18 protein-coding genes are annotated in these 25,888 nt (G+C 64.0%); 6 read left to right on the top strand and 12 right to left on the bottom strand.

Going from position 1 to position 25,888, the window contains the following annotated elements; all coding sequences use genetic code 11:
- Positions 1-25 precede the first annotated feature (25 nt).
- The 6 genes from RBA41_RS04945 to argH form a co-directional block, all read right to left on the bottom strand.
- Positions 26-1,426 (bottom strand): DUF1501 domain-containing protein, encoded by a 1,401-nt coding sequence (locus tag RBA41_RS04945; RefSeq protein WP_306621627.1) that lies wholly within the window; start codon positions 1,424-1,426, stop codon positions 26-28.
- An 8-nt stretch (positions 1,427-1,434) separates the two neighbouring features.
- Positions 1,435-3,552 (bottom strand): DUF1800 domain-containing protein, encoded by a 2,118-nt coding sequence (locus RBA41_RS04940; protein WP_306621626.1) that lies wholly within the window; start codon positions 3,550-3,552, stop codon positions 1,435-1,437.
- A 246-nt stretch (positions 3,553-3,798) separates the two neighbouring features.
- Positions 3,799-5,022 carry a M24 family metallopeptidase gene (locus RBA41_RS04935; protein WP_306622042.1) on the bottom strand — a complete coding sequence of 408 codons (1,224 nt, stop codon included), beginning with the start codon at positions 5,020-5,022 and terminating at the stop codon, positions 3,799-3,801.
- Between the two features lie 5 nt (positions 5,023-5,027).
- Complete coding sequence (locus tag RBA41_RS04930) at positions 5,028-6,716, bottom strand: TRAP transporter large permease (RefSeq protein ID WP_306621624.1); 1,689 nt, start codon at positions 6,714-6,716, stop codon at positions 5,028-5,030.
- A 36-nt stretch (positions 6,717-6,752) separates the two neighbouring features.
- Positions 6,753-7,337, bottom strand: a complete 585-nt coding sequence (locus RBA41_RS04925) for a TRAP transporter small permease subunit (protein ID WP_374709493.1) — start codon at positions 7,335-7,337, stop codon at positions 6,753-6,755.
- Between the two features lie 142 nt (positions 7,338-7,479).
- Positions 7,480-8,877, bottom strand: coding sequence for an argininosuccinate lyase (argH, locus tag RBA41_RS04920; protein WP_306621621.1), 1,398 nt, complete (start codon positions 8,875-8,877; stop codon positions 7,480-7,482).
- 145 nt (positions 8,878-9,022) lie between these two features.
- Here argH and RBA41_RS04915 point away from each other — a divergent pair, with 145 nt between their 5' ends.
- Positions 9,023-9,460, top strand: coding sequence for a GNAT family N-acetyltransferase (locus RBA41_RS04915; protein WP_099875146.1), 438 nt, complete (start codon positions 9,023-9,025; stop codon positions 9,458-9,460).
- A gap of 101 nt (positions 9,461-9,561) precedes the next feature.
- Here RBA41_RS04915 and RBA41_RS04910 read toward each other — a convergent pair whose 3' ends face one another.
- On the bottom strand, positions 9,562-10,947 hold the full coding sequence (locus tag RBA41_RS04910) for a YfcC family protein (RefSeq protein WP_306621619.1): 1,386 nt from the start codon (positions 10,945-10,947) through the stop codon (positions 9,562-9,564).
- Positions 10,944-12,062: a succinylglutamate desuccinylase/aspartoacylase family protein gene (locus RBA41_RS04905; protein WP_306621617.1), complete on the bottom strand. Its 1,119-nt coding sequence runs from the start codon at positions 12,060-12,062 to the stop codon at positions 10,944-10,946. Before RBA41_RS04905 ends, RBA41_RS04910 begins: the two co-directional genes overlap by 4 nt.
- Before the next feature lie 226 nt (positions 12,063-12,288).
- Here RBA41_RS04905 and RBA41_RS04900 point away from each other — a divergent pair, with 226 nt between their 5' ends.
- The 3 genes from RBA41_RS04900 to RBA41_RS04890 are packed head-to-tail and all read left to right on the top strand — an operon-like array spanning position 12,289 to position 17,267.
- Positions 12,289-13,251: a MurR/RpiR family transcriptional regulator gene (locus RBA41_RS04900; protein WP_306621615.1), complete on the top strand. Its 963-nt coding sequence runs from the start codon at positions 12,289-12,291 to the stop codon at positions 13,249-13,251.
- Positions 13,252-13,269: 18 nt separating this feature from the next.
- On the top strand, positions 13,270-16,005 hold the full coding sequence (locus tag RBA41_RS04895; protein ID WP_306621613.1) for a TonB-dependent receptor: 2,736 nt from the start codon (positions 13,270-13,272) through the stop codon (positions 16,003-16,005).
- Positions 16,006-16,019: 14 nt separating this feature from the next.
- Complete coding sequence (locus tag RBA41_RS04890) at positions 16,020-17,267, top strand: cyanophycinase (RefSeq protein WP_306621611.1); 1,248 nt, start codon at positions 16,020-16,022, stop codon at positions 17,265-17,267.
- A gap of 4 nt (positions 17,268-17,271) precedes the next feature.
- Here the strand turns inward: RBA41_RS04890 and RBA41_RS04885 are convergent, their stop codons facing one another.
- The 3 genes from RBA41_RS04885 to RBA41_RS04875 all read right to left on the bottom strand — a co-directional run bounded on the left by RBA41_RS04885 (position 17,272) and on the right by RBA41_RS04875 (position 21,085).
- Positions 17,272-18,426, bottom strand: a complete 1,155-nt coding sequence (locus RBA41_RS04885; RefSeq protein ID WP_306621609.1) for an acetyltransferase domain-containing protein — start codon at positions 18,424-18,426, stop codon at positions 17,272-17,274.
- Between the two features lie 8 nt (positions 18,427-18,434).
- Positions 18,435-20,522 (bottom strand): TonB-dependent siderophore receptor, encoded by a 2,088-nt coding sequence (locus tag RBA41_RS04880; protein WP_306621607.1) that lies wholly within the window; start codon positions 20,520-20,522, stop codon positions 18,435-18,437.
- Positions 20,523-20,656: 134 nt separating this feature from the next.
- Positions 20,657-21,085: a Fur family transcriptional regulator gene (locus RBA41_RS04875; protein ID WP_306621605.1), complete on the bottom strand. Its 429-nt coding sequence runs from the start codon at positions 21,083-21,085 to the stop codon at positions 20,657-20,659.
- A gap of 137 nt (positions 21,086-21,222) precedes the next feature.
- Between RBA41_RS04875 and RBA41_RS04870 the strand changes: the two genes are divergently transcribed.
- The gene (locus RBA41_RS04870; protein WP_374709482.1) at positions 21,223-22,653 is read left to right on the top strand and encodes an IgA Peptidase M64; all 1,431 of its coding nucleotides are present in this window, start codon (positions 21,223-21,225) and stop codon (positions 22,651-22,653) included.
- A gap of 241 nt (positions 22,654-22,894) precedes the next feature.
- On the top strand, positions 22,895-23,374 hold the full coding sequence (locus RBA41_RS04865) for a hypothetical protein (protein ID WP_099875152.1): 480 nt from the start codon (positions 22,895-22,897) through the stop codon (positions 23,372-23,374).
- A gap of 162 nt (positions 23,375-23,536) precedes the next feature.
- Here RBA41_RS04865 and parC read toward each other — a convergent pair whose 3' ends face one another.
- The gene (parC, locus tag RBA41_RS04860; RefSeq protein WP_306621602.1) at positions 23,537-25,858 is read right to left on the bottom strand and encodes a DNA topoisomerase IV subunit A; all 2,322 of its coding nucleotides are present in this window, start codon (positions 25,856-25,858) and stop codon (positions 23,537-23,539) included.
- Between the last annotated feature and the right edge of the window lie 30 nt (positions 25,859-25,888).

The raw sequence follows: 25,888 nt of genomic DNA, 5'->3' as shown, positions 1-25,888 counted from the left end.
AACGACGGACTTGCGGTTTGTGGCCTTACACGAACCCGAGATTGCGCGTACTGGCGTTGTAGTTCCCCAGATTCGGCAACAGCGCCAGCAATTCGCTGTTCGACACCCCCAGCCACGCGCCCATCGTGGCGGCGAACTGGTCGACCGACGTGGTCGGCAGCAATCGCCCCTGGCCGACATCATCCGGTCCGCCATTGGCCACCACCGGCGCGGTGCCGTAAAAGCGCTTGCCCTTGACCGCGCCACCCATCACGAAGTGCATGCTGCCCCAGCCATGATCGGAGCCGTCCGCATTGCCCGCCATCGTGCGTCCGAAGTCGGACGCGGTGAACGTGGTCACCTTGTCGGCCACGCCCAATTCCACCGTCGCCGCGTAAAACGCCGCCATCGCGTCGCCCAGTCTGGTCATCAGCGCCGGGTGATTGGTCAGCATGCCGTCGTGCGTGTCGAAGCCGCCCATGGAAACGAAAAACACCTGCCGCTTCGCGCCCAGGGTCGGGCCGGCGGCGATCATGCGCGCGACCAGTTTGAGCTGGTCGCCCAGGTTGTTCGCGGCCGGGAACGCCGTTTTCGGCGCCGGCGTCGAGCTCAGGGCCCCGGTCAGCACTTCGTTGGCTTCGATCGAACGCTTGCCGATGCGGTTGTATTCGTTTTCCAGCATGTGGCTGCGCTGCTGCGTCATCAAGGTGCGCAGCGCCGCCGAGGAACTTGGCGAGCCGAACAACGCATTCTTGAGTCCCGCCAGCGGCACCGAGCCATTAGGCGACACCTGGTATTGCACCGCCGTATTACCCGACAAGAACACCGCATTGTTCGAAACGTTGATACAGGTAAAGGTCGAGTGTGTATTGCTCGCCTGGAACAGGTCACCGATGCGACCGCCCCAGCCGGAGGTGGCGCCTTCCGGCGACGACGACTGGAACACCGATTGCTGGTCGTTGTGCGAAAACAGTTTCGGCGGCAGGCGGCCGGACTTGTTGGTGAACTGGAGCTTGGTGGTGGGCTGTACCAGATTGCCCACGTTCAGCATCACCGCCAGTTTCCCGTCGTTAAACAGCGGCATCAGTGGCGCCAGCGTGGGCGCCAGGGCGTACTGGTGCTGGAAGCCGGCCGAGTCCACCGGCACCACGGTCGGGTTCAGCGCGGTCGCGGCCAGCGCGGCGCGGCTGTGCGCGAAGCTGGGGCGGAACGACTGGTATTTCGCGTGGCTGTCGGGATCGTAGGGCGTGACGGTGTTGGCATAGTCGTTGCCGCCGTACAGAAACACGCAGACCAGCGCCTTGTAGTCGGTGGCCGTGGCCGCACTGGCCTCGGCCATGGCGGCGACGTTGATTGCCCACGGCGCGGCAACGCCGGCGACCGACAGCGCGGAAGCGCGTTGTAGAAAGGCGCGGCGCGATGCGTTGGTTCCATTTTTATTTTGCATGGCTGCTCCTATTTCTGGACGATGAATTCGGGGGATGCGAGCACCAGCACCAGGGCGGCGTAGATGCGGTTCAGGCGGGCGGCGTTGGTTCCTTTGGGCATGGAATCGATCCCGCCCCTGATCAGGTTGGTCGTCGCCGGCGCCAGTTGTCCCGCCACCAGCACCACGTTCAGCTCGTCCACGAGGGTATCGGCCACGTCGGCCATCGGCAGCAGGGCGCTGTAGTCGGCCTTGACGTCGCCCACGCCTTTGCTGACCACGGTCTGCATATAGTTGATATAGCCGACCACGGTCGATTCATTGGTGATCTGAAACTCCGGCGCGACCATGCGCGCATTGGCGATGGCACTGTTGGGCGGCACGTAGCCGGGACGGAAGAAATTGAACACCGTGCCCGAGCGGCCGGGGCTTTGTCCCAGGCGCGTGCCGGGGTCGGATGTGTTGCCGATCGCCCAGGCGTCCGTCGCCGAGTTGGCCTTGAACGCGCGTGCCCATGCCGTAAAGCGCAGCATCGGTTCGCGCAGCTTGCCGAAGGTGGGATCGCTCACCCGGCTGGCGCTGCGCGCTTCGGTATCGAGCAGAATGGCGGACACGACCTTGGCCAGGTTGCCCTTGACGCCGTTATTGTCGCTATTGAACATGGCGCTGACCCTGGCCACGTAGGCGGGCGAAGGATTGCTGCACACCAGGCGCTGGATCAACTGGCGGCTGATGAACGGGCCCACGTTCGGATGGGCGAAGATGGTGTCGAGCGCACGGGTGAGGCTGGTCAGGCCGTCGGTGCCGGCGGCAATGCTGCTTCCCAGGAAGTTCTTGGCGCCCGTTTCATGGCGGTTGGCCGCCACGATCATCGGGCGGCGCTTGTATTCCGGCGAATTGTTGTCGGCGCCGGCCATGTCGTAGTTCCAGCCGGTGAACACGCGGGCCAGGCCGGTGATGTCTTCCAGGGTATAGGTTTCCTGCTGCACGCCGCCGTTGAGCTTGGGCGTGCCGTCGTTGTTCAGCTGCACCAGGCCGATGGTAAACAGCTGCATGACTTCGCGCGCATAGTTTTCATCGGGCAGGGCGCCGGTGGCCGGGTTGAACTTGAGGTTGCCGCGATAGGTCAGATATTCGCCCATCGGTGCGCTCAGCGATACTTGCTGCAGCAGGGTACGGTAGTTGCCGAAGGCATGCGTTTCCAGCAAGTCCATGTGGGCGGCGCTGGAAAAATTACTCCAGCTTGCGTTGAAACCGCTCAGGGACGCGACCAGGATTTCGGACAGTGCCAGGGTGACGCGCTGGCGCAGGGTATCGGGCGAGACCACCATCTTGCGCCAGAAAGCGGCATCGTGGCCGGCTTCGGAGTTCTTGGATTCGACGCCGTTCAATTTCTTGGCGACCAGGTAATCCCAGCGCGACTGGGACCGCGGCATGGCCATCTGTTCGTTGATCCAGCCGGCGTAGCCCAGTTGCTGCACCCGGGCGATCTGTTCGCGCGTGGCGCCCATCGACGCCTGTGCCAGGAAGCGCGAGGCTTCGGCGGCGCCAATTTTTTCCACCGGCGTGGGGGTAGGGGTTGGCGTCGGCGTCGGCGTCGGCGTCGGGGTCGGCGTTGGGGTGGGGGGTGGGTTCGCCGTTGGCGTCGGGGTGGGAGCCGGCGTCGGGGTTGGCGTGGGTGTCGGAGCGGTCGGGCCTGGCGCGGTCGGCGTCGGGACGGTCGGGGTCGGTGTCGGAACGGCCGGCGTTGGTGTCGGCGCAGTCGGTGTCGGCGTCGGAACGGCCGGTCCCGGCGTCGGAACAGCCGGTGTCGGGACAGTCGGCGTCGGAACAGTTGGCGCAGGACCGGCCGGCGTTGGCACTACCGGGGTCGGAACGGGCGTCGGCGCCGGGATCGGCACGTTCGGCGCCGGCATGGTCGATCCGGGCAGGATCATCGGCGGCGCAGCCGGCGCGGGCGAGCTGCCGCCACCGCCGCAGGCCGCCAGGACCGCGCTCGACAACAGCGCGGTGCTGGCCGTGGCCACGGAGACGCCCGATCTTCCTTCATCGCCAGCAACATCAAGCTGGATGGTTGACATGTTTTCGTCCAGATCGACGGCAGCGTCGGTCGCGACGTCTGCGTCGAGTACTTGTTGCTCTTGCATGAAATTATCCCGGTGTGTCCACAACCAGAGATAGTAGATGATTAGCGGAAACAAATAAACGTGGAGGTTTGTTTATTTTGTAACAACCCAGCGTTTTTATACTTCTTTGCAACACTGTTTCATGCAGGGCGGGTCGAAAGCGATGAAGTCTGAACAGCCGGCAAAGGATATTGTATTGTCCGCAATGCACTATTTCATGTGGCGCCGGACCGCCATCGTGGCGTCCGGCGCGCCGGCAGGGCGACTTCAGCGGCCCATGCCGAACGGATCGTCGATCGTGTGCGCCGGTTCCGTAAACCACTTCGGTCCCGTCTCGGTCATATAGAAGTGGTCTTCATGGCGCACGCCGAATTCGCCCGGAATGCAGATCATCGGCTCATTCGAGAAGCACATGCCGACGTCGAGCGGCGTGCTGTCGCTGCCGACCAGGTAAGGCCATTCGTGGATATCCATGCCGATGCCGTGGCCGGTGCGGTGCGGCAGGCCGGGCAGCTTGTAGCCGGGACCGAAGCCGTTCGCTTCGAGCGAGGCGCGCGCCGCCGCATCGACCTCGCGGCATGGCACGCCCAGTTGCGCGGCCGCGAACGCGGCCAGCTGCGCCGCCTTCTCCGCATTCCACACAAAGCGCTGGCGCTCGCTGATCTGGCCAAAGACGTAGGTGCGCGTGATGTCCGAGATATAGCCATGCAGCTGGCAGCCGGTATCGATCAGCACCACCTCGCCCGGCTTCAGGGTCTGCGCATAACTGACGCCGTGCGGATAGGCGGTCGCCTCGCCGAACAGCACGATGCAAAAGTACGATCCCGGCGCACCCACCTTGCGGTGCGCGCGCGCGATAAAGTCGCTCACTTCCACGGTGGTGATCCCCTCGTGCAGGATGCTGGCGGCGGCCTTGTGCACTTCGAGCGTCATGTCCTTCACGCGCTGCATCAGGGCGATTTCGGCTGGCGACTTGCGCGCGCGGCAGAACGCCGTGACCGTTTTCGCGTTTTCCAGCGCGTAGCCCGCCGCCAGCGGGGCAATGCCGTCGGCGATGAAGAAAGCGGCGCTCTCGCAGATGCCGATGCGCGGCGGCGCGGCCGCATCGGGCGCGATGCCCATGCGGCCCAACACGTCGACGAACAGCTGGTAGGGGCTCTCGTGCTCCTCCCAGCAATTGACCTTGCCCTTGACCAGCATGAAGTCGGTCAGCGAGCCTTCCTCGAACACCGGCGCAATGTATTCGAGGCTGCCTGTGGCGGGCAGGATGGCGCCGACCATGCGTTCGCTGGCGTACCACTTGGTGCCCGTGAAGTAGCGCATGTTGGTGCCCGCGTTCAGGAACACCGCGCTGATGCCCTGCGCGCGCATGAAGGCCTGGGCCTTGCCGATGCGCTGCTCGTGTTCTTCCTTGCCGATCGGCTCAAGGCCGCCGCTCATGTCGGACAGGGCGGCCAGCGCCTCGTCCATGCTTTTGCCACCAATGTTCATTGCGCTCATTTCTTTTTCGGGTCGGTTTCGGTATCGGTCGAGAAGTTCAGCTCCGGGGTGCTGTCTTCATCCTTCTGGTCGGCGTCGGCGGCGGGCAGCGTCAGTGATTCCGCTTCGCCGGCCGGGGCATCGAGTTTCAATTCAAGCTGCTCTTCCATGTCGACCTTTTTCTCGACCGAGACCAGGTGCGGGAAGGCGATGATCAGGGTGACCATGATCACCTGGATCACCACGAACGGAATGGCGCCCCAGTAAATATCGGACGTCTTGACCTCTTTCGGCGCCACCGAGCGCAGATAGAACAGCGCAAAGCCGAACGGCGGATGCATGAAGGAGGTCTGCATGTTTACGCCCAGCAGCACGCCGAACCAGACCAGGTCGATGCCCAGCTTGTGGGCTACCGGCCCGACCAGCGGCACCAGGATGAAGGCCAGCTCGAAGAAATCGAGGAAGAAGGCAAGCACGAAGAACATGATATTGACGACCAGCAGAAAGCCGTTCACGCCGCCCGGAAGGCTGGTCAACAGGTGTTCGACCCACAGGTCGCCGTTCACGCCGCGGAACACCAGTGCAAACACGGTCGATCCGATCAGGATGAACATGACGAAGCATGACAGGCGCGTGGTCGAATTCATGGCTTGCTTGAGCAGGCCCCAGGACAGGCGGCCGTTGAGCAAGGCCAGCAGGATGGCGCCCATCGCGCCCATGCCGCCGCCTTCGGTCGGCGTGGCGATGCCGACGAAAATCGTCCCCAGCACCAGGAAGATCAGCGCCAATGGCGGCACCAGCACGAACACCACGCGTTCGGCCATGCGCGAGAGCAGGCCGAGTTTCAGGCGGCGGTTAGCCAGCGCGAGCGTAAAAGCGGCCATGATACCGACGGCGGTGGAGTAAATCCCCGCTTCGTCCCGGGCCAGTTGCGGCTGGCTCGCAGCCAGGACGGCGGCCGCGGCGAACGCGATCGCCACGGTGCCGGCGACCATGACCAGCAGCGAGCGCACGCCGCTGTCGCCGTTCGGCTCACTCAGGTTGCGCGCTTCGAGCGGCAGCGCCGGCACATGATGGGGCTTGAAGATCGACAGGGCCAGCACATAGCCCGTGTACATGGCGGTGAGCAGCAGGCCCGGAATGAAAGCGGCCTTGTACATGTCGCCGACCGATTGGCCCAGCTGGTCGGCCATCACGATCAGCACCAGCGAGGGCGGGATGATCTGGGCCAGCGTGCCCGATGCCGCGATCACCCCGGACGCGATGCGCTTGTCGTACCCGTAGCGCAGCATCACCGGCAGCGAAATGAGCCCCATCGAGATCACCGACGCGGCCACCACGCCGGTCGTTGCAGCGAGCAGCGCACCGACGAAAATGACCGCGTACGCCACGCCGCCGCGCACCGGACCGAATAGCTGGCCGATGGTGTCGAGCAGGTCCTCCGCCATCCCCGACCTTTCCAGGATCAGGCCCATGAAGGTAAAGAAGGGGATCGCCAGCAGGTTTTCGCTGCCCATGATGCCGAAGATCCGGTTGGGCAGGGCCTGCAGCAGTTCGGGTTTGAGCAAACCCAGTTCAATGCCGACCAGGCCGAAAAACAGGCCGTTGGCGGCCAGTGAGAATGCGACCGGAAAACCGGATAGCAAGAAGATGACCAGCGCCCCAAACATGATGGGCGCTATATTGGCGATGATGAATTGTTCCATGTGTCCCTGACCGAAGTGGCTGTTTGCTTGACTGCGCTAACTGATCTTGTTGGCGGCTTTGATCGCCTCGATCTCGTCCTGCGGCGTGGTGACCTGCTTGCTGAACGAGCTGGCGTCGATGCGTCCGGCCAGGAAGGCGACGCGCTTGATGATTTCGGAGACGCCCTGCAGGATGATCAGCGCAAAGGCGACCGGCACCATCAGCTTGGCGGGCCACACGATCAGGCCACCGGCATTGCTCGACATTTCGCCGCTTTCAATGGAAATGCGCGCAAAGGGAATGCCGTACCAGAGAATCAGCAGCGACACGGGCAGCAGGAACAGCAAAAAGCCGAACAGGTCGATCCAGACCTGGGTGCGCTTCGAGAAGCGGCCGACAATGACGTCGATGCGCACATGCTCGTCGCGCTTGAGCGTGTAGGCGGAAGCGAACATGAACATGGCGCCGTACAGGTACCACTGGATTTCGAGCCAGGCATTGGAACTGGTATGGAAGGTATAGCGGATCAGGGCATTGCCGGCGCAAATGACGACCGCGGCCAGCAGGGCCCAGCTGACGACGCTGGCGATCTTCTCGTTGAGAGCATCGATCGCGCGCGACAGCGGGATGAAAAGTGACATGAGCATGGTGCTGGTATCTCCAGTAGTTTCAAACAATATGTTCAAAAACAAGCACAGTCGCCGGCGTCTCGTGCGCCAGTCGACCAGGGTGGGATGCTCGCTCGCGTCCCACCCGGAACGCAGGTCACTGATGGTACTGCGTCTACCCGGCCAGCTGGGCGCGCACACGGGCAATCGCCGCGCGCACCTGGCGCGGCGCCGTGCCGCCCACATGGTCGCGCGCCGCCACCGAGCCTTCCAGCGTCAGCACCGCGAACACGTCGTCGCCGATCAGCGGCGAAAACTCGCGCAGCTTATCGAGCGACATGTCGGACAAATCGCATTTGAGGTCGTCGCAGGCACGCACGGCGCGCGCCACGGCTTCGTGGGCATCGCGGAACGGCAGGCCTTTCTTGACCAGGTAGTCGGCCAGGTCGGTCGCGGTGGCGTAGCCCTGCAGGGCGGCGGCGCGCATCGCGTCCGGCTTGACCGTGATCCCGCCGGCCATGTCGGCAAAAATGCGCAGGGTGTCGACCAGCGTGTCGACGGTGTCGAACAGCGGCTCTTTATCTTCCTGGTTGTCCTTGTTGTAGGCCAGCGGCTGGCCCTTCATCAGGGTCAGGAGACCGGTCAGGTGGCCGTACACACGGCCGGTTTTACCGCGCGCCAGTTCCGGCACGTCCGGGTTTTTCTTTTGCGGCATGATCGACGACCCGGTGCAGAAGCGGTCGGCGATGTCGATGAAGCCGATCCGTGGACTCATCCAGATCACCAGTTCTTCGGACATGCGCGAGATGTGCGTCATGATCAGGGCGCCGGCGGCGCAGAACTCGATCGCGAAATCGCGGTCCGAGACGGCGTCGAGCGAGTTGTGGCACACGTCGTCGAAGCCGAGCGTGCGCGCCACCCGTTCGCGGTCGATCGGGAAGGTGGTGCCGGCCAGCGCGGCGGCGCCCAGCGGCAGGCGGTTGACGCGCTTGCGGGTGTCCTGCATGCGTTCGACATCGCGGCCGAACATTTCGACGTAGGCCAGCATGTGGTGGCCGAAGGTGATCGGCTGGGCCACCTGCATGTGGGTGAAACCGGGCATGATGGTGTCGGCATTCTGTTCGGCCAGGTCCGTCAGCGCCAGGCGCAGGGCGTTAAGCAGCACCACGATGTCGTCGATGGCGGCGCGTACGTACAGGCGGATGTCGGTCGCCACCTGGTCGTTGCGCGAGCGCCCGGTGTGCAGGCGCTTGCCGGCGTCGCCAACCAGCTCGGTCAGGCGCTTTTCGATATTCAGGTGGACGTCTTCCAGGTCGAGCAGCCATTCGAAGCTGCCGGCTTCGATTTCGCCCTTGATCTGGGCCATGCCGCGCTCGATGTCGGCGCGGTCGCCGGCGCTGATGATGTTTTGGGCGGCCAGCATTTCGGCGTGCGCGAGCGAACCGGCGATGTCGAACAGGGCCAGGCGTTTATCGAAAAAGACGGAAGCGGTGTAGCGTTTGACGAGGTCGGAGACAGGTTCGGAAAAGCGCGCCGACCAGGCTTCGCCCTTCTTTGAAAGTTGTGCGGTCATGTGAAGAGTTCCTTTGCGTTACCTGATTATAAACAAGGAAAGCGGGCTGCGGGCAATTCCTGTTGGGGGTTGCACAGGTGTTCCGAATTCACGCGCGGCCCTTGCGCTCGCGGCGAACGAAGGTAGAATTGTTTCTTTTAAAGGGATGCGTCCAGCCATGTCCAATTTACAGATCAGTACCGACCGCTCGCAGCTCGACGTTCCGTTGATTTATCGCTTCCTCAGCGAGCAGTCGACGTGGGCCATCGGCATTTCGCGACCGGTAGTGGAGCGCGCGATCGAAAACTCCCTGTGTTTCGGGGGGTACGTGGACGGGCGCCAGGTGGCGTTTGCGCGGGTGATCACCGATTTTGCGACTTTTGGTAACTTGGTGGATGTGTTTGTGATTCCCGAGTACCGGGGGCGCGGCTACAGCAAGGAGCTGATGAAGACGGTGCTGGCGCATCCGAGTCTGAAGGGGCTGCGCAGGCTGATGCTGGCCACGGGCGACGCGCATGCGCTGTACGCGCAGTTCGGATTTACGCCCCCGCAGCGGCCGGAGTCGCTGATGGAGCGGTATTTTCCGAATATCTACGTCAGTTAAACGCGCCCGTCGTTCCCGCCGAGTGCCGCCTTGGCGCGGGAAGTCGTTTCTGCCAATGGCAGAAACGACGGTTTTGAATGTGGTGGCCGGAACGACGGGAGTCAACTCCAGTTCATCAAACACGGCGGAATCAGCAACAGCAGCGCCATCACGAAATACCCCAGCTGCAGCGGCACCATCCACTTGGCCCAGGTCAGCCACGGAATGCGCGCCAGTGCCAGCACCCCCACCGTCACGCCCGACGTCGGAATCATCGGCAAGGTCAGTTCCCCGAGCTGGAACGCCAGCACCGCGGTCTGGCGCGTGATGCCCACCAGGTCCGCCAGCGGCGCCATGATCGGCATGGTCAGCGCGGCCTGTCCCGTCCCCGAGTGAATAAAGAAGTTAATCACCGTCTGGATAATGAACATCTTCTGCGCGGCGAACACCGGATTGGACGATTGCACCAGCGGCACCAGCGAATGCAGCATAGTGTCGATGATCTTGGCATCCTGCGCCAGGATCATGGTGCCGCGCGCGAGGGCGATGACCAGCGCGGTGCCGACCAGGTCGCGCGCACCGTGCAGAAAAGCGGCCACGAAGGCGTCGCTGTCGAGCCGCCCGATGACGCCGACCACGATCGCCATCACCAGGAACAGCGCGGCGATCTCGTTGATGTACCAGCCGTAGCGAATCACGCCGACCACCATGGCGGCCATGAAGCCGACGAACAGCAGCAGCACCGTGCCGTGGGTGCGCGTCATGCCGGTGAGGTTACTGAGGGCGTCGCTGCTTTCCTTGCGCTTGTCGATATCGAGCGCGTAGGTCGGGCTGCGGGTCGGGTCCTGCTTGATGCGCGCCGCGTACCACATCAGGAATGCGATGGTGATCGCGGTCGCCACGAACCAGACGATCAGGCGGTAGCCCACGCCCGAAAACATCTCGATCCCGGCGATATTCTGCGCCACACCCACATTGAAGGGATTGAGGAAGGCGGCCGCGAAGCCCACCTGGGCGCTGAGGAAGGGAATCGACACGCCGATGATCGAGTCGTAGCCCAGGGCGAGCGCCAGCGGCACGAAAATGAGCACGAACGGAATCGACTCCTCGCTCATGCCGAACGTGGCCCCGCCCAGCGAGAAGATGGTCACGAACACCGGAATGAGCATCGCCCGCACGAAGGCCGAATGCGTATGCGCGCGCGCCACGCTGCGGATCATCGCATCGAGCGCCTCGGTCTTTTGCAGCACCGCGAAGGCGCCGCCGACGATCAGCACGAAGCCGATGATCTGGGCCGCTTCCTTGAAGCCTTTGATCGGCGCCATCATCAGCGCCACGAAGCCCTGCGGATTACTCTGCACGTAGTGGAATGAACCGGGATCGATGCGCGGCTTGCCATCGACCAGAACGGTCTCGTACTGGCCGCCCGGCACCAGCCAGGTGGCCACGGCGATCATCGCCAGGATCAGGAACAGCAGGACGAAGGTATTGGGGATGCGCAGTTTCATTGGCTCAGCAGCTTTCCGGCGCGGAAAGCCACAGGTCCTGCGATTTTACCGACCGCCATGCCGCGCAGCAGATGGCGGTGCGCGGTGCGGGCAAAGAACACACCATCGACGCTGCAGCGCAGGGTGGTGGTGCGTCCGCTCACCGGTTCGACCAGGTCGGCGATGGCGTCGCCGGCCAGGACCTTATCGCCCAGCTGCTTGAGGAACACCACCACGCCGGCATGCGGCGCGGCGATCGGCTCCACCCCTTCGAGCGGAGTCGGTGCGCACAGGGGTTCGGGCAGCTCGGGCGGCGCCACGGCCAGCACGCCGGCATGCGCCAGGAACTGCAGCAGGGCGCGCGCGTCGCGCTCGGCCAGTTCGTAGCTCACTTCCATCTCGCCGCGCAGCTCCACGGTGGTCGACAGGCAGGCCGCGGGAATCGGAAAGCATGGTCCGAAGTGCGCCGCCAGGTCCCACCACAGGCGGCTGCAAGCCTCGTCGAACGGCTCCTCGCCCGCTTCGAGCGCCAGCAGCACGCAGTGCGCCTGCATCAGCGCCGCCAGCGGCGCCACCGCCTCGGCCAGCGGCGTGCCTGCATATATATGCAGCACCGCCTCGTTATCGCAGTGCAGATCGAGCACGATGTCGGCATCGATGGCCATCCCCAGCAGGATCTTCTTGAGCGCGTCGGCGTCGGTTTTCGGCTGCCAGGCGCCGACCGAATCGCGCGCATGGGCGCGGATCAGGGCCACGTTGGCATCGGCGTCGGGGCCCAGCAGGCCCTCGAGCGAGGTTTTCAGGTCCTCGGCCACATGCTTGTAGGCGCGGTTGAAATTGGTGCCGGTCGACAGGTCGAAGCGGCCGAAGGGCGCGCCGTGGATGGCCTGGGCCAGCCCGATCGGATTGGCCGCCGGGACCAGGACGATCTCGCCCCGGATCTTGCCGGCCGCCTCCAGCGCCAGCAGCTCGGTGCGCAGGAACTGGGACACCAGCATGCCGGGCACTTCATCGGCGTGCAGGGCGGCCTGGATATACACCTTCTTTCCGGCGCCGGGCGCACCGAAATGGAAACTGGCCAATTGCGAGGACATGCTGCTGTCCTCAAGGGAAATGCGATGGGTTTTTGCTTGCATGGTCGGGGTGCCGCGGCGGCAGTGAGGTTACAGAAAACAGCAGTGTGGCACACATTGATTATGTATTATTTTTTTCATGCGGTAAATCGGTGTAAATAAATTTTCAGAAATTTGTTGAGTTTTGAATGCGATCTGGTTAGAGTCCATTCAGAACGAAAATTTGCAGCTTGCTAAAAAACGTAAAAAAATTTACATACTCGCCTTACATATCATTTCCAGGTCCTCCATGAAAAAATCTTCTCCCGACAGCAGCCGCGATTTCGCGTCGCCAGCCATCGTCTTTGCACAATCGTCGCTGGGCCAGGCGCTGCTCAAGGTGCTGGCCGAGGGCTCCGCTTCGCACCGCGCCATCGCCGACTACCTGCTGCGCAACCATGTGCGGGTGACCGCCATCGGCATCGAGGAACTGGCCGACAGCTGCGATGTGTCGACCGCCACCATCAGCCGCTTCGTGCGCGACATCGGCTTCAAGAATTATGCCGCCATGCGCGCCGAAGTGGCCGCGACCCTGCAATCGGTGCTGCAGCCGGTCGACAAACTGCGTAGCAATATGGTGCGCGCCAGCGGGGCCGCCGCCCCGGCCATCGACAGCCTGGAACACGCCGCCGCCAACGTCCTGGCCAGCAGCCAGGCGCTCGATACGGGCGAGCTGGCAAAGATCGTCAAGCGCCTGACCGCCGCGCGCGCCGTCTACGTCATGGGTTTCGGCCTGTCCGCCCATCTGGCGGCCATGCTGTCGCTGCACCTGCAGCCGTTTTGTCCGCACGTGATCGACGTGGTGACCCATGGCGGCACCGAGGTCGCCGCCGGCAACCTGGCGCACGTGACCGACAAGGACGTGGTGGTGGTGATCTCCTTCCCGCGCTATTCGATCGACGCGATCCGCCTGGCCAGTTTCGCGCGCGAGCGCGGCGCCTGCATCGTGTCGATCACCGATTCGCCGGCCTCCGCGCTGGCGGAACTGGCCAGCCATGTGCTGTACGCACAGGCCACCCATCCGATCCTGCCGAGCAGTTCCAGCGCGGCGCTGGCCGTCATCGAAGCGCTGGTGGCCTCGCTGATGGTATCGAACAAGGACAACGTCGCCAAGGCCGCGCGCCTGACCGACGCCATTTCGGCCTGGCTGGACGGCGGCACGCCGGCTGCCGGCAAGACCAGGCAGCGTACCACCCATAAAAACAAGCTATAACCAACAGGAGCAGGGAATATGAGACAGCAAGGCAAAAAGCAGCCGCGCCGCAGCGCACTTGGCGTGGCGTTGACGGCAGCATTCGGCATGATCGGTCACGCCGCCTGGGCCCAGGACGCCGATCCGGCCAAGCTGCAGCGGGTCGAGATCACGGGTTCTTCCATCAAGCGCCTCGCTAACGAGACGGCGCTGCCGGTACAGCTGATCCGGCGCGAAGACATCGACAAGAGTGGCGTAACCACCGCCGCCGAGCTGCTCAAGAATATCAGCGCCAACACGGCGCCCTTGTCCGACGGCGCCAGCATCACCGACGGCACCTCGGGCCAGCGCGGCTTCAACGGCGCCAATCTGCGCGGGATCGGCGTGTCGTCGACGCTGGTGCTGCTCAATGGCCGGCGCCTCGCCAACTTCGCTTCGCCGGGCGACAACGCCGGGGTGGACCTGAACAATATCCCGGCCGGGGCGATCCAGCGGGTCGAGATCCTGAAAGACGGCGCCTCGGCCATCTACGGCACCGATGCCATCGGCGGCGTCATCAACTTCATCACCCGCAAGGACTATCAGGGTATCGATCTCAATTCCTCGATCGCGGCCACCCAGGAGGGCGGCGCCGGCAAGCGCACCGCGAGCCTGAGCGGCGGCATCGGCAGCCTGGAAAAAGACCGCTACAACGTGTTCGGCGTCCTCGATGTGCAAAAGCTCAAGCCGCTGCGCTCCACCCAGCGCGACTTCATCCAGGAGCGCCCACTGGCGGGAAGCCTGCCGGCGCTGATGTCCAGTAATACCTATCCGGCCAATATCGATATCTCCGCCGCCCAGCGCAATGCGCTGATCGCCAAGGGCTTGCTGCCGGCCGGGAGCAGCGCGACCCGCATCAATCCGGGTTCGCCGACCTGCAACGGCCCGGCCACCGTGTACGCGCCCCAGGGCCCGGGTGGCCCGCTGGCCTGCAGCTACGACTACATGCAGGACACCGAGCTGTATCCGGAGGCGAGCAAGATCGGCTTCATCGGGCGCGCCAGCTTCCAGGTCGCCGATGGCCACCAGGTGTTCGCGGAACTGGTGCAGTCCAGGGCCGAGAGCCGCTATGTCCTCAGTCCGAATCCGCAGCGCATCCGCAATCTGCCGGTCGGCCTGCTGCCGGCGCCATACGCCAGCGCCCTGGCCGGGGCCGGCCTGCCGGCGACCTTCAGCGGCATCCGCTACCGCATGACGGAGGCCGGCAACCGCACCAATGAAGTCACCAGCAGCGCCCAGCGCATCGTGGTTGGCGCCAGCGGGACCGTTGGGGCCTGGGATTACGATGCTGGCCTGAGCCGCGCCGAGAACCGCGCGGTCGACAAATACGTCGACGGCTACGTCTTGTTCGACCGTTTCGAGGCGGGCGTCAGGGCCGGCACGATCAACCCTTTCGGACCATCGGGCCAGGCCGGGCGTGAACTGATCGACAGCATCATGGTCAATGATGAAGCGCGCAAGTCGAAGGGCGTCTCGACTGCGGTCGACGGCAAGATGTCGCGCAGTCTGATGACGCTCGGTGGCGGCGACCTGGCGCTGGCCGTGGGCGCCGAGGCGCGCCGCGAGACGACCGGTTTCACCCCGTCGGCCCTGCTGCTGTCGAATAACATCGCGGGCGACCGCGGCACCGGGTCGGCCGCGCTGACCGCCACCAGCGACAGCCGCAAGGTGTATTCGGTCTTCGCCGAAATGAACGCGCCTTTCACCAAACAGCTCGAACTGCAGCTGGCCCTGCGCCACGACGACTACAGCGAAGTCGGTTCGACCACGAATCCGAAGATCGGCGTGCGCTGGCAGCCGCTGGCGAGCGTGCTGCTGCGGGCCTCGGCCGGCACGGGCTTTCGCGCGCCGTCGCTGGCGGACCTGAAACGCCCGACCACCTTCGGCAGCGCGGCGAGCTTCCTGACCGACCAGCAGTGCGTCAGGACGGGACTCGACACGCTCAATAACTGCACCGATCAATGGTCGGTGGAGCGCCGCTCGAACCCTGCGCTGCAGCCCGAAACGTCGAAGCAGTTCTCGCTCGGCGGCGCCTTCGATATCGGCAAACAGCTCAATGTGACGCTCGACTACTGGAGTATCGGGAAAAACGATGTGATCAGCACCCTGGGCGAGCAAATCATCGTCGACAATCCGGACAAGTACAACGGCAAATACATTCAGCGCGACAGCGACGGCTACATCAGTAATATACTGCTGCAGAAGGAAAACCAGGGCCGCCTGCGGACCTCGGGCATCGACCTTGGCGTCGACTACCGCAGTGCGGCGGCGGAGATGGGGCGCTTGAGCATCAATATGAGCGGTACCCTGGTGCTGAAATACGACCGCCAGTTTGGCCCGCTGGAGCCGGACCGCAGCAATCTGGGCCTGTTCCTGAACGACCAGGTGATTCAGAAGTGGCGCCACAGGATCAGCTTCGGATTCGACCGCGGGCCGGTCGGGGTCACCCTGGCCAATCAGTACTCGTCGTCGTACACCGACCAGAATACGACCTACGATCCGTCGACCAATACCCTGCTGCCGTCGCGCCGGGTGAAGGCGTACTCCTTGTGGGACATGACGGCCAGCTGGAACATGAGCAAACAGCTCAAGCTGCGCGCCGGTGTGCTCAACCTGCTCGACAGTGCACCGCCGTTCTCGAATCAAGCGTATTTCTTTCTCGCGGGGTATGATCCAACCTACACCGATCCGCGCGGCCGAAGTGCTTTCGCGAGCGTGAACTACTCATTCAAATAAAGGAAGAAATACCGATGTCGACCCTGGCCCGCCGTTATATCCAGATGCTGTTCCTCATTCTGCTGGCGGCAGGCCAGGTGCAGGCAGCGACAGTGGCCGCGCCGGCGCCCGGCGTGCCGCCGGGCGGACCGAAAGGCTCGCTCGTGATCATCGGCGGCGCGCTGCGCGGCGAGAACGCGGCGGTCTGGAAACGCATCGTCGAACTGGCGGGCGGTCCGGGTGCGCGCATCGCCGTCTTCGGCTCGGCCTCGGCCAGCCCGGATGTCGCCGGCAAGAACAACGTCGAAGTACTCAATTCCTACGGCGCCGACGCCTTTTTCGTCCCGGTCGCCGTCAAGCTCGAAGGCGTCGACTACCGGGTCGCGGCCAACGACCCGGTGCTGGCCGCTGCGGTGCGCCATGCGGATGGCGCCTATTTCGTCGGCGGCAACCAGGCCCGCATCACCGAAGCGCTGCGCAAGAAGGATGGCAGCAGCACCCGCATGCTCGACGCGCTGTGGGCCATGTACCGCAACGGCGGCGTCATCGCCGGCACCAGCGCGGGCGCGGCGATCATGAGCGAGACCATGTTCTACGATGCCAGTTCGGTGCTCTCGACCCTCAAGCGCGGCGTGGCCGACGGCATGGAACTGTCGCCGGGCCTGGGCTTCATCGGCAAGGACGTTTTCGTGGACCAGCACTTGCTGGTGCGCGGCCGCTTCGGGCGCATGCTGCCGGCCATGCTGGCCAAGGGCTACAAGATGGGGCTGGGGATCGACGAGAATACCTCGATGATCATTCACGGCAACCGCGATGTCGAAGTCCTCGGCTACAAGGGCGCGCTGCTGATCGATTTGAACGGCGCCACCTTCACGCCGGGCGACTTCAACGTGAGTAACGCCAAACTGAGTTACCTCGATAACGGCGACCGCTTCAACCTGTTGAGCGGAGTATTTACGCCCTCGCGCGAGAAGCTGGCCAACAAGCTCGATTCGGCCAGGCCTTACTATCGCGGCCCGCTGTTCTTTGCCGATATTCTCGGTAACACGACGGTGGTGGACCTGATGCACCGCCTGATCGACAGCGACCAGACCGACGCCATCGGCCTGACCCTCGGCAGCCCGCGCGACCTGCAGCCGGAACTGGGCTTCGAGTTCCGCTTCAGCCGCACCAAGGACAGCATCGGCTACATGTCGGCCATTTCGGATACCTATTCGGTCTTCAACATCCGCCTCGACGTGCTGCCGATCCTGATTCGCCAGCCGCTGTACCAGTACAAGTAAGGCGCTACAGGTAGCGCACCCACGCCCGGCCGCTGGTGCGCTTGTAGTGCCCGAACCAGCGGCACGGGTAGTACAGCGCCGCGATCACGGCCACCGACCAAAGCCATACTTCCCCGATCCCGCCCGCCTGGTGCGCCTCGCCGTTCGACAAGGCTGCCATCAGGCCGCGCAGCGCGAGCAGCAGGTACAGGTGCGCCAGGTAATAGAACAGCGGCGCTGCGCCGAAGGTGGCGCAGAAGGCCGCCACGCGCTCATTGGCCACTTCCATCCATGCCAGTGCCAGCATCCCCACGCCGAGCGTCATCAACAGGAAGTTGAACGAAGGCGGATACTTGGTCAGGTTCAGGAACGACATGCTTGTGTGCAGCAGGTCTGCCTGCACGGTCCACGGCAGCGCCTCGCTGTAGATGTTAAAGCCGCGCAGCAGCGCAAGCAGCAGCAGGCAGGCCGCTCCCGCAAGCAGCAGGATGCGGCGCCGCGCCGGCGGCTGCACCTGCATTGAAAACAGCGGACCGGCCGCGTAGCCGAGCAAGATCACGCCGATCCACGCCAGCAGCGGATAGCTGATCTTGACGCGGGTGGCGCCCTCGGTCACCAGGAAGCCGCGCTGCTCGAGCACCGTCCATGCGGCGTGCGCCAGGCTGCCCGGTTCCAGTCCGGGGAAGGACAAGGCATTGTGGCCGGCCACGATGACGGCGCCGAGCAGTGCCAGCCAGCGCAGCGGCAGCTTGTGCAGCAGGGCCAGCGCGATCATCGACAGGCCGATCACCCAGATCACCTGCAAGTACAGCACTGGCGGGGGAAAGCGGCCCGACCACGCAAAACTGACGAACACCAGTTCCAGCACGATCAGGAACAGGCCGCGCTTGAGCAAGAAGCCGCGCGGGCTGCGCGGTCCGGAGGGCGGATTGGCGTACAGCCAGGCCGACAGGCCGGTGAGGAACACGAACATCGGCGCGCAGAAATGCGCCGCCAGGCGGCTGAAAAACAGCGACGGCTCGGTGGCCGCCAAATCCATCGGGTCGCTGACCTGGCGGTGCAAAAAGAAGGTTTCGCGCGCGTGGTCGAGCGTCATGATCAGGATGATCAAACCGCGCATCGCATCGATGGCGGCGATCCGCCTGGACGGCGCGGCTGCGCTGGCGGTCATGGTGGTCATGCTGGGCCTCAGAAGCTGTAGCTGGCCGTCAGCGTGGCGGCGCGTTCGGTGCCCGGCGCTACCCACATCTGGCTGTACGAACTGGCATACCAGGTCTTGTTGAACAGGTTGTCGATATTGAGCGCGATGCGCAGCTTGCGGTGCGGCGCATAGGCCGCCACCAGCTTGACGGTGCTGTAGGCGGGCAGCTCGAAGCTGCTCGACGCGGCCACGTCGCCCATGCGCTTGCCCACGTAGCTGGCGCCGCCCCCCAGGCTGGCCTTGGCCTCGCCCAGTTTGAAGCTCGACACCAGCAGCAGGTTGGCGCTGTGCCGTGCCACATTCGGAAAGCGGCTGCCGGCGCGGATGGTCTTGTCGCCCTTGGTGACGGTGGCGTCGGTGTAGGCGTAGGCGGCCGAGAGCTGCAGGTTGCGCGCCACGGCGCCGGCCACGTCCAGTTCCAGGCCGCGGCTGCCGACTTCCCCTGCGGGGATCGCAAAGTCGGCATTGGCGGGGTTGGTTGTGAGGACGTTCTTCTTGTCGATCTTGTACAGCGCCACGGTGCTGCTCAGTTTTCCGTCCAGGGCGTCGAATTTCGCGCCCACTTCATACGACAGGCTCTTTTCCGCTTCAAAAGAGCGGTTGTCGATGCTGATGCCGCTGTTCGGGCGATAGGCGCGCGCCGCGGTCGCATACAGAGACAGCGTTTTGGCCGGCTGGTACACCAGGCCCGCGCGCGGACTGCTGGCGTGCAGGCTTTGCGCGCTGCTCGTCTTGAGGCGGTTGTTGGTGACGGTTTGATCGGCGCTGTCGTAGCGAATGCCCAGCAGGGCTTTCCACTGGCTGCCCAGGTCAATCTGGTCCTGCGCGTAGAAGCCGTGCGCGCGCTGGCGTTCCAGCGTGTCGATCGACAGCGTCAGCGGATCGGCCACGCCGCCGTAGACCGGCTGGAAGATATCGATCGCGTATGGATTGGCGGCTGACGGATTGCGGCGCAGCTGCACGCGGCGGTCGTCGAAGCGGTAGGCGTCGACGCCGAACAGCACACTGTGGCGCAAGCCGCCGGTGCTCAGTTTTCCGAGCAGTTCGACCCGGCCGGAGGTGTCGGTGGCCGAAAAATCGCGGTGACGGCGCTGGCGGCGCAGGGTGCGCCCGTCGGCCAGCAGGTTGTTGGCCTCCGTCGAAAAACCGGCCAGTTCGCTGTCGCGGTACGACAGGCCCGATTGCAGCGACCAGTCGTCGTTCAGGACGTGCTGCACGAACAGCTGGTGCCCCAGCGACTTGACGGTGACCTGGCCATCGCCAGGCTCGCCCAGAAAGCGCGATACGGGAACCGCACCGAGCTTGCCGTTCACCGCCGGCACGCCGCGGTCGAACGGAGCTTTTTGCCGGGTCGCTTCGATCTCGTAGGAGAGCGTGGTGTGCTCGCCCGCGAGCCAGACGAACGATGGCGACAGCAGCAGCGTGTCGCGCCGGGCGGTGTCGCGGAAACTCTCGCCTTGCTGCCAGGCGGCGTTGACGCGGTAGGCCAGCGTGTCGCTCACGGGGCCGGTGACGTCGAGCGCGGTGCGGTAGGTGTGGAAGCTGCCGAGCGCCGCGCTGATGCTGCGCTCCTGGACGAAACGCGGCTTTTTGGTGACGATGTTGACCGTGCCTCCCGGCTCGCCGCGCCCGTACAGGGCGGCGGACGGGCCTTTGAGCACTTCGATCGACTGCGTGCTGGCGGTGTCGCGCAGGCCGTTGTAGCCACGGCTCGAACTGAAGCCGTTGACCAGGAAGTCGGAGCCGAAATTGGGGTCGCCCGTGAAGCCGCGCATGGCGTAGCTGTCCCACAGACCGCCCAGGTCACTCTGGCGCGCAATGCCGCTGGCCAGGTCGAGCGCACCGGCCAGCGTGCTCACGCCGGCGTCGCGCAGCACTTCGCTGGTGAGCACGCGCACGCTTTGCGGCAGGTCCTTGAGCTGCGCATCGGTCTTGGTCGCACCGGTCGCCGACAGGCTGCGATAGTGTTCGCGCTGGCCGCCAATGACCACCGTGTCGGTGGGCGCCGGCGCGGCGATGGCGGCCAGCGGCGAAAGACTGGCGAGGAGGGCGGCGGTGGCGGTTTTGATGTGCATGCGTGGGATTTCTTCAGGCGTGGGAAGGCCGGACAAGGCGGAGGGTTTAATGCAACTGAGTTGCTATAATAGGTCGAATGCCTCATTAATGCAATAGGGTTGCGTTAACCGCGTGGCCGATCCGGCACCGGTCCTTACTTTTTGGCGTTACAGACCTGGCAAATGCCCTTGATCAGGAAGTCGACCTGGGCGCTGGTGAAGCCGTCCGGAAGGGTGATCTGGGCGGGCAGGGCGATGTCGGTGAAGCAGGTCACCATTTCGCAGCGGGTGCACTGGAAGTGCGCGTGCTGGTGTCCGTGCTGGCCCGCGCCCGCGTTGAAGCGCCAGACCTGGTCGGCGCCGGCGATGCGGTGCACCAGTTCGTGCTCGGTCAACCATTCGAGCACCCGGTACAAGGTCACGGAATCGAGCGCCGCGCCGGCCAGGCCTTCCTGGATCTCGTGGTGGGTCAGGGGCTTGTTCTGCGCCAGCAGATACGCCAGCACGCGCGAGCGCGGCTTGGTGAGGCGCGCGCCGGTGTCGCGGATCAGTGATTCAGCCTGGCTTTCAATCGTTGTGTACATCGTCGCTGGGATTCCAAAGGAAGCGACATGCTACCACGGCGCCGCGAGCGCCAGAAACGCTATGCCGATTAAGCTCTTTAACGCCCAACAGTGCGGGTTTACAATGCAGCACGATCCACGCTTGCAAGGAAACCGCCATGCCGCTGTCCCCCGTCCGTTTCATGCGCCGCGTTGCCGGCCTGCTGGCGCTGGCCGCCGCCGCCCAGGCCCACGCCCAGCCGCCCGCCACCGTCCGCGTCGACTATCAGCACAGCGGCAATGCCCTGTCGGACCAGTATGCGCTGGAACGGGTGGTGATCGAACCGCTGCCGTGGCCCGGGGACCTGTCGCAAAACGTCGATACCACCAACCGCGGCCAGAACATGGTCGAAGTGGTCGACGCCAAGACCGGCGACCTGCTCTATTCGCGCGGCTTCTCGACCATTTTCGGCGAATGGCGCACCACCGAGGAAGCCAACCGCATCAGCCGCGGCTTCCAGGAATCGGTGCGCTTTCCCGCCTTCGGCAAACCGGTGCGGGTGCGGGTGCTCAAGCGCGACGAGCGCAACCAGTTTTCGGTCGCATGGAGCGTCGAGGTCGACCCGGACGCGCCGGACGTGGTGCGCAAACAGGCGCCGGCGCCGGCCAAGCCGATCCCGATCCGCGTCAGCGGAGCGTCGCCGGCCAAGGTCGACCTGCTGGTCATGGGCGACGGCTACACCGCCGGCGAGATGAAAAAATTCGAGGCCGACGCGCGCCGCCTGGCCGATCACCTGTTCACCGTCTCGCCATTCAAGGAGCGCGCGGGCGACTTCAATGTATGGGCCATCGCGGTGCCGACCGGTGAGAGCGGGGTGTCGCGCCCGTCGACCGGCGTGCACCACGCATCGGCGCTGGGCACGCGCTACGATATTTTCGGCAGCGAGCGTTATGTGCTCACGCTGGATAACCGCGCGCTGCGCGACATCGCCCAGCATGCGCCGTACGAGTTCATCGAAATCCTGGTCAATAACGACACCTACGGCGGCGGGGGCATCTTCGGCCAGTTCAGCACCGCGGCGGCCGGCAACGACTGGGCCAATTACCTGTTCGTGCACGAATTCGGCCACCACTTTGCCGGCCTGGCCGACGAGTACTACACCTCGCCCGTGGCGTACCAGTCGAGCGCGGGGCGGATGGAACCGTGGGAGCCGAATGTGACCGCGCTGCGCGACCCGGCCAAGCTGAAATGGCAGCGCCACGTCAAGGCCGGCACGCCGCTGCCGACTGCCTGGCCCAAGGCCCAGTACGAGGACTATGCGCGCGCCTACCAGAAGCGGCGCGCCGCCCTGCGCGCCGCCAACCGGCCCGAATCCGAGATGAGCGCGCTGTTCCGCGAAGACTTGACGCACACCAATACCCTGTTCGCCAAGGCCGCGCACCGGCACGACGTGGGCGCCTTCGAGGGGGCCAATTACGAGGCGAGCGGCTATTACCGGTCGGAAATGCAGTGTTTGATGTTCGATCGAAGTGAAAGATTCTGTAACGTCTGTAACGACGGCATCAGCACCATCATCGATTTGTATGCGAAGAAGAGGGCGGGGAAATAGGCGTAGCGCCTGCAACGGCGGGCGATCCGGACGATTTGGTATTCAGACCGCCTATTTGTAAGTTGCTTTTGGTTAGCTTCAGACTGCGTGCGCTAACGAACAGACCACGTGTCCCGTAAGACATATTCTGGATACCGTTCCTTGACGAAATATAAAGTTGAGAACGATAGATGGCGAACGGACTCCGGTCCAAAACGTCCACGGATAAGAAACCCCAACCATTCTTCTAAAGGCACACACCATGAACAAATTACTCGTTACCCTGATCGCCGGCCTGTTCGCTACTTCGGTTTACGCACAAACGCCAGCTGCTACCCCAGCGGTTGTCAAAGCTGAAGCCAGCGCCAACAAGGACATCGCCAAAGCCGAAGCCAAGGAAGCCAAAGCAGTCGCCAAAGCCGACGAAAAAGCCACCAAGGCAGCTGCCGACGCTACCGAGAAAAAAACCAAAGCGCATTCGAAAGCAGTGAAAGAGCACGCTGAAGCGAGCACCGACGTTGCCAAGGCTGATCCGGAAGACAAAATGAAAGCCGAAGCCAAGGCCGAGAAAAAAGTCGGTAAAGCCAATCTGAAAGCCGAGAAAAAAATGATCAAGGCCGACGAAAAAGCTGAAAAAGCTGCTGTAGAAGCTGGCGCCGACAAAGCGACCGCTGCCGCTAAAACCCACGAAGCTAAAGTTGAAGCTGCTTCGGACGTGAAAAAAGCTGCTGCCAAGCACTAATCTATTCGCCCTGCCTGCAGGGTGATGGATGTGAAAACGGGGTAAGTGTTGCTCAATCGGGGTCAGACCCCGGTTAAGCAACACTTACCCCGTTTTTGTTCGTCCGACGGCCAATCGTCGTTACCGCAGGAACGCCTGGTCCCCCGCGGTAACGCCGATGGCTCAGCCGATCGGCGTGAGCGTAATCACCTTGATCCTGGCCACCAGCGCCTTGCCCTTGCGTGCGCGCTTGCCGAAGTGGACCGCCAGGCCCGACGCCGACAAATCGACCGCGCGCGGCTTCTCGCCCGCCCAGGTCCCGTGCACGGTGACGCCTTTTTGCGAAATCGGCTGCACCGCCAGCAGCTTTTCCTTCTCTTCCAGCTCGATCAGGGTCACGCCACGTCCGCCGTTGGTCAGCGTCTTGAGTTCATCCATGCCGAACACCAGCAGCTTGCCCTTTTCGGTCAGGCAGGCCACCGCGCTGGCATTGGCCGCGATCACGCGCGGCGGCAGCGGCCGCGCGCCGTCGTCAAGCGTGATGAAGGACTTGCCGCCCTTGAGGCGGCTGACCATGTCGCCCGCCTTGGCCGCAAAACCGTATCCTGCGTTCGACGCCATCAAGAGCACGGTCTGTCCACTGCCCGCGAAATAGTGCAGGATGCGCGCGCCGCCCGACAGGTCGACCAGCGTGGTAATCGGCACGCCATCTCCGCGCGCGCCCGGCAGGGCCGCCACCGGCACCGAATACACCTTGCCGTTGTCGCCGAAGCCGAGCAGGGTGTCGGTGGTGCGGCACTCGAACGCCGCATACAGCGAGTCGCCCGCCTTGAAGGTGAACTGCGCCACGTCGTGGCCCACGCCGGTACGCGCGCGCACCCAGCCTTTTTCGGACACGATCACCGTGACCGGCTCGTCGACGATCTTTTGCTCGGCGGTGGCGCGTTGCGCTTCTTCGATCAGCGTGCGGCGCGCGTCGCCGAACTGCTTGGCGTCCCCTTCGATCTCGCGGATGATCAGGCGCTTCATCGTCGACGGATTGTCGAGGATGTCGCGCAGGCTGCCTTCTTCCTTGCGCAGTTCGGCCAACGCCTGCTGGATCTTGATCGTCTCCAGGCGCGCCAGCTGGCGCAGGCGCAGTTCCAGGATGTCCTCGGCCTGGATGTCGGAGAGGCGGAATTCGGCGATCAGCGCGGCCTTCGGCTCGTCCGAATTGCGGATGATCTGGATCACCTTGTCGATATTGAGCAGGACCGCTTCCCGTCCTTCGAGAATGTGAATGCGGTCGTTGACCTTGCCCAGCCTGTAATCGGTACGGCGGCGCACCGTCACGAAGCGGAAATCGATCCATTCCTGCAGGATTTCGGTCAGCCCCTTCTGGCGCGGCCTGCCGTCGCCGCCGATCATCACCAGGTTGATCGAACTGGACGACTCGAGCGAGGTATGCGCCAGCAGCATCAGCATGAATTCGGTCTGGTCCTGGTTCTTCGATTTCGGCTCGAATACCAGGCGTACCGGGGCGATGCGGCCCGATTCGTCGCGAATCGTATCGAGCGAGCCCAGAATGGTCTGCTTGAGGGCCAGCTGCTCGGGCGAGAGCGCCTTTTTTCCCAGCTTGATCTTGGGATTGGTCAGCTCCTCGATCTCTTCGAGCACCTTCTGCGACGACACGCCCGGCGGCAGTTCCGACACCACCGCCTGCCACTGGCCGCGCGCCAGTTCCTCGATCTTCCAGCGCGCGCGCACCTTCATCGATCCGCGTCCGCTGGCGTACATGTCGGAAATCTGCGCCGGCGGCGTGATGATCTGGCCGCCGCCCGGGAAATCCGGACCCGGAATGAGCGTCATCAGTTCGGCGTGGGTGATCTTGGGATTGCGGATCATGGCCACGGTGGCGCGCGCCACTTCGGACAGGTTGTGCGAGGCGATTTCGGTGGCCAGGCCGACCGCGATGCCGGAGGCGCCATTTAACAGCACCATCGGCAGGCGCGCCGGCAGGGCTTTCGGTTCGGCGTGTTCGCCATCGTAGTTGGGCTGGAAATCGACCGTGCCTTCGTCGATTTCTTCGAGCAGCAGCTTGCCGATGGGCGTCAGGCGCGCTTCCGTGTAGCGCATCGCCGCAGCGCCGTCGCCGTCGCGCGAGCCGAAGTTGCCCTGGCCGTCGATCAGCGGATAGCGCAGCGAGAAGTCCTGCGCCATGCGCACCAGCGCGTCGTAGATCGACTGGTCGCCGTGCGGGTGCAGTTTTCCCATGACGTCGCCGACCACGGCGGCCGACTTGCTTGGCTTGGCGGTCGCGCTCAGTCCCAGTTCATTCATGCGGTACAAAATGCGGCGCTGCACCGGCTTCTGGCCATCGCACACGTCGGGCAGGGCGCGGCCCTTGACGACCGACACGGCGTAATCGAGATAGGCGCGCTCGGCGAAGGTCGACAGCGTCAGCGTTTCAGTGTCTTCCGGTGGCGGCGGTGGAGGTGGATCAAACAGATTCGATTGTGAGGACATGTACGTAGGTGCTTATGAAAATTGAGTGTG

It is taken from the genome of Massilia scottii (assembly GCF_030846495.1).
In the GTDB taxonomy this organism is placed as follows: Bacteria; Pseudomonadota; Gammaproteobacteria; order Burkholderiales; family Burkholderiaceae_D; genus Telluria_A; species Telluria_A violaceinigra.
The sequence above is the reverse complement of the archived record's forward strand: the minus strand, read 5'-3'. Positions and strand labels throughout refer to the sequence as shown.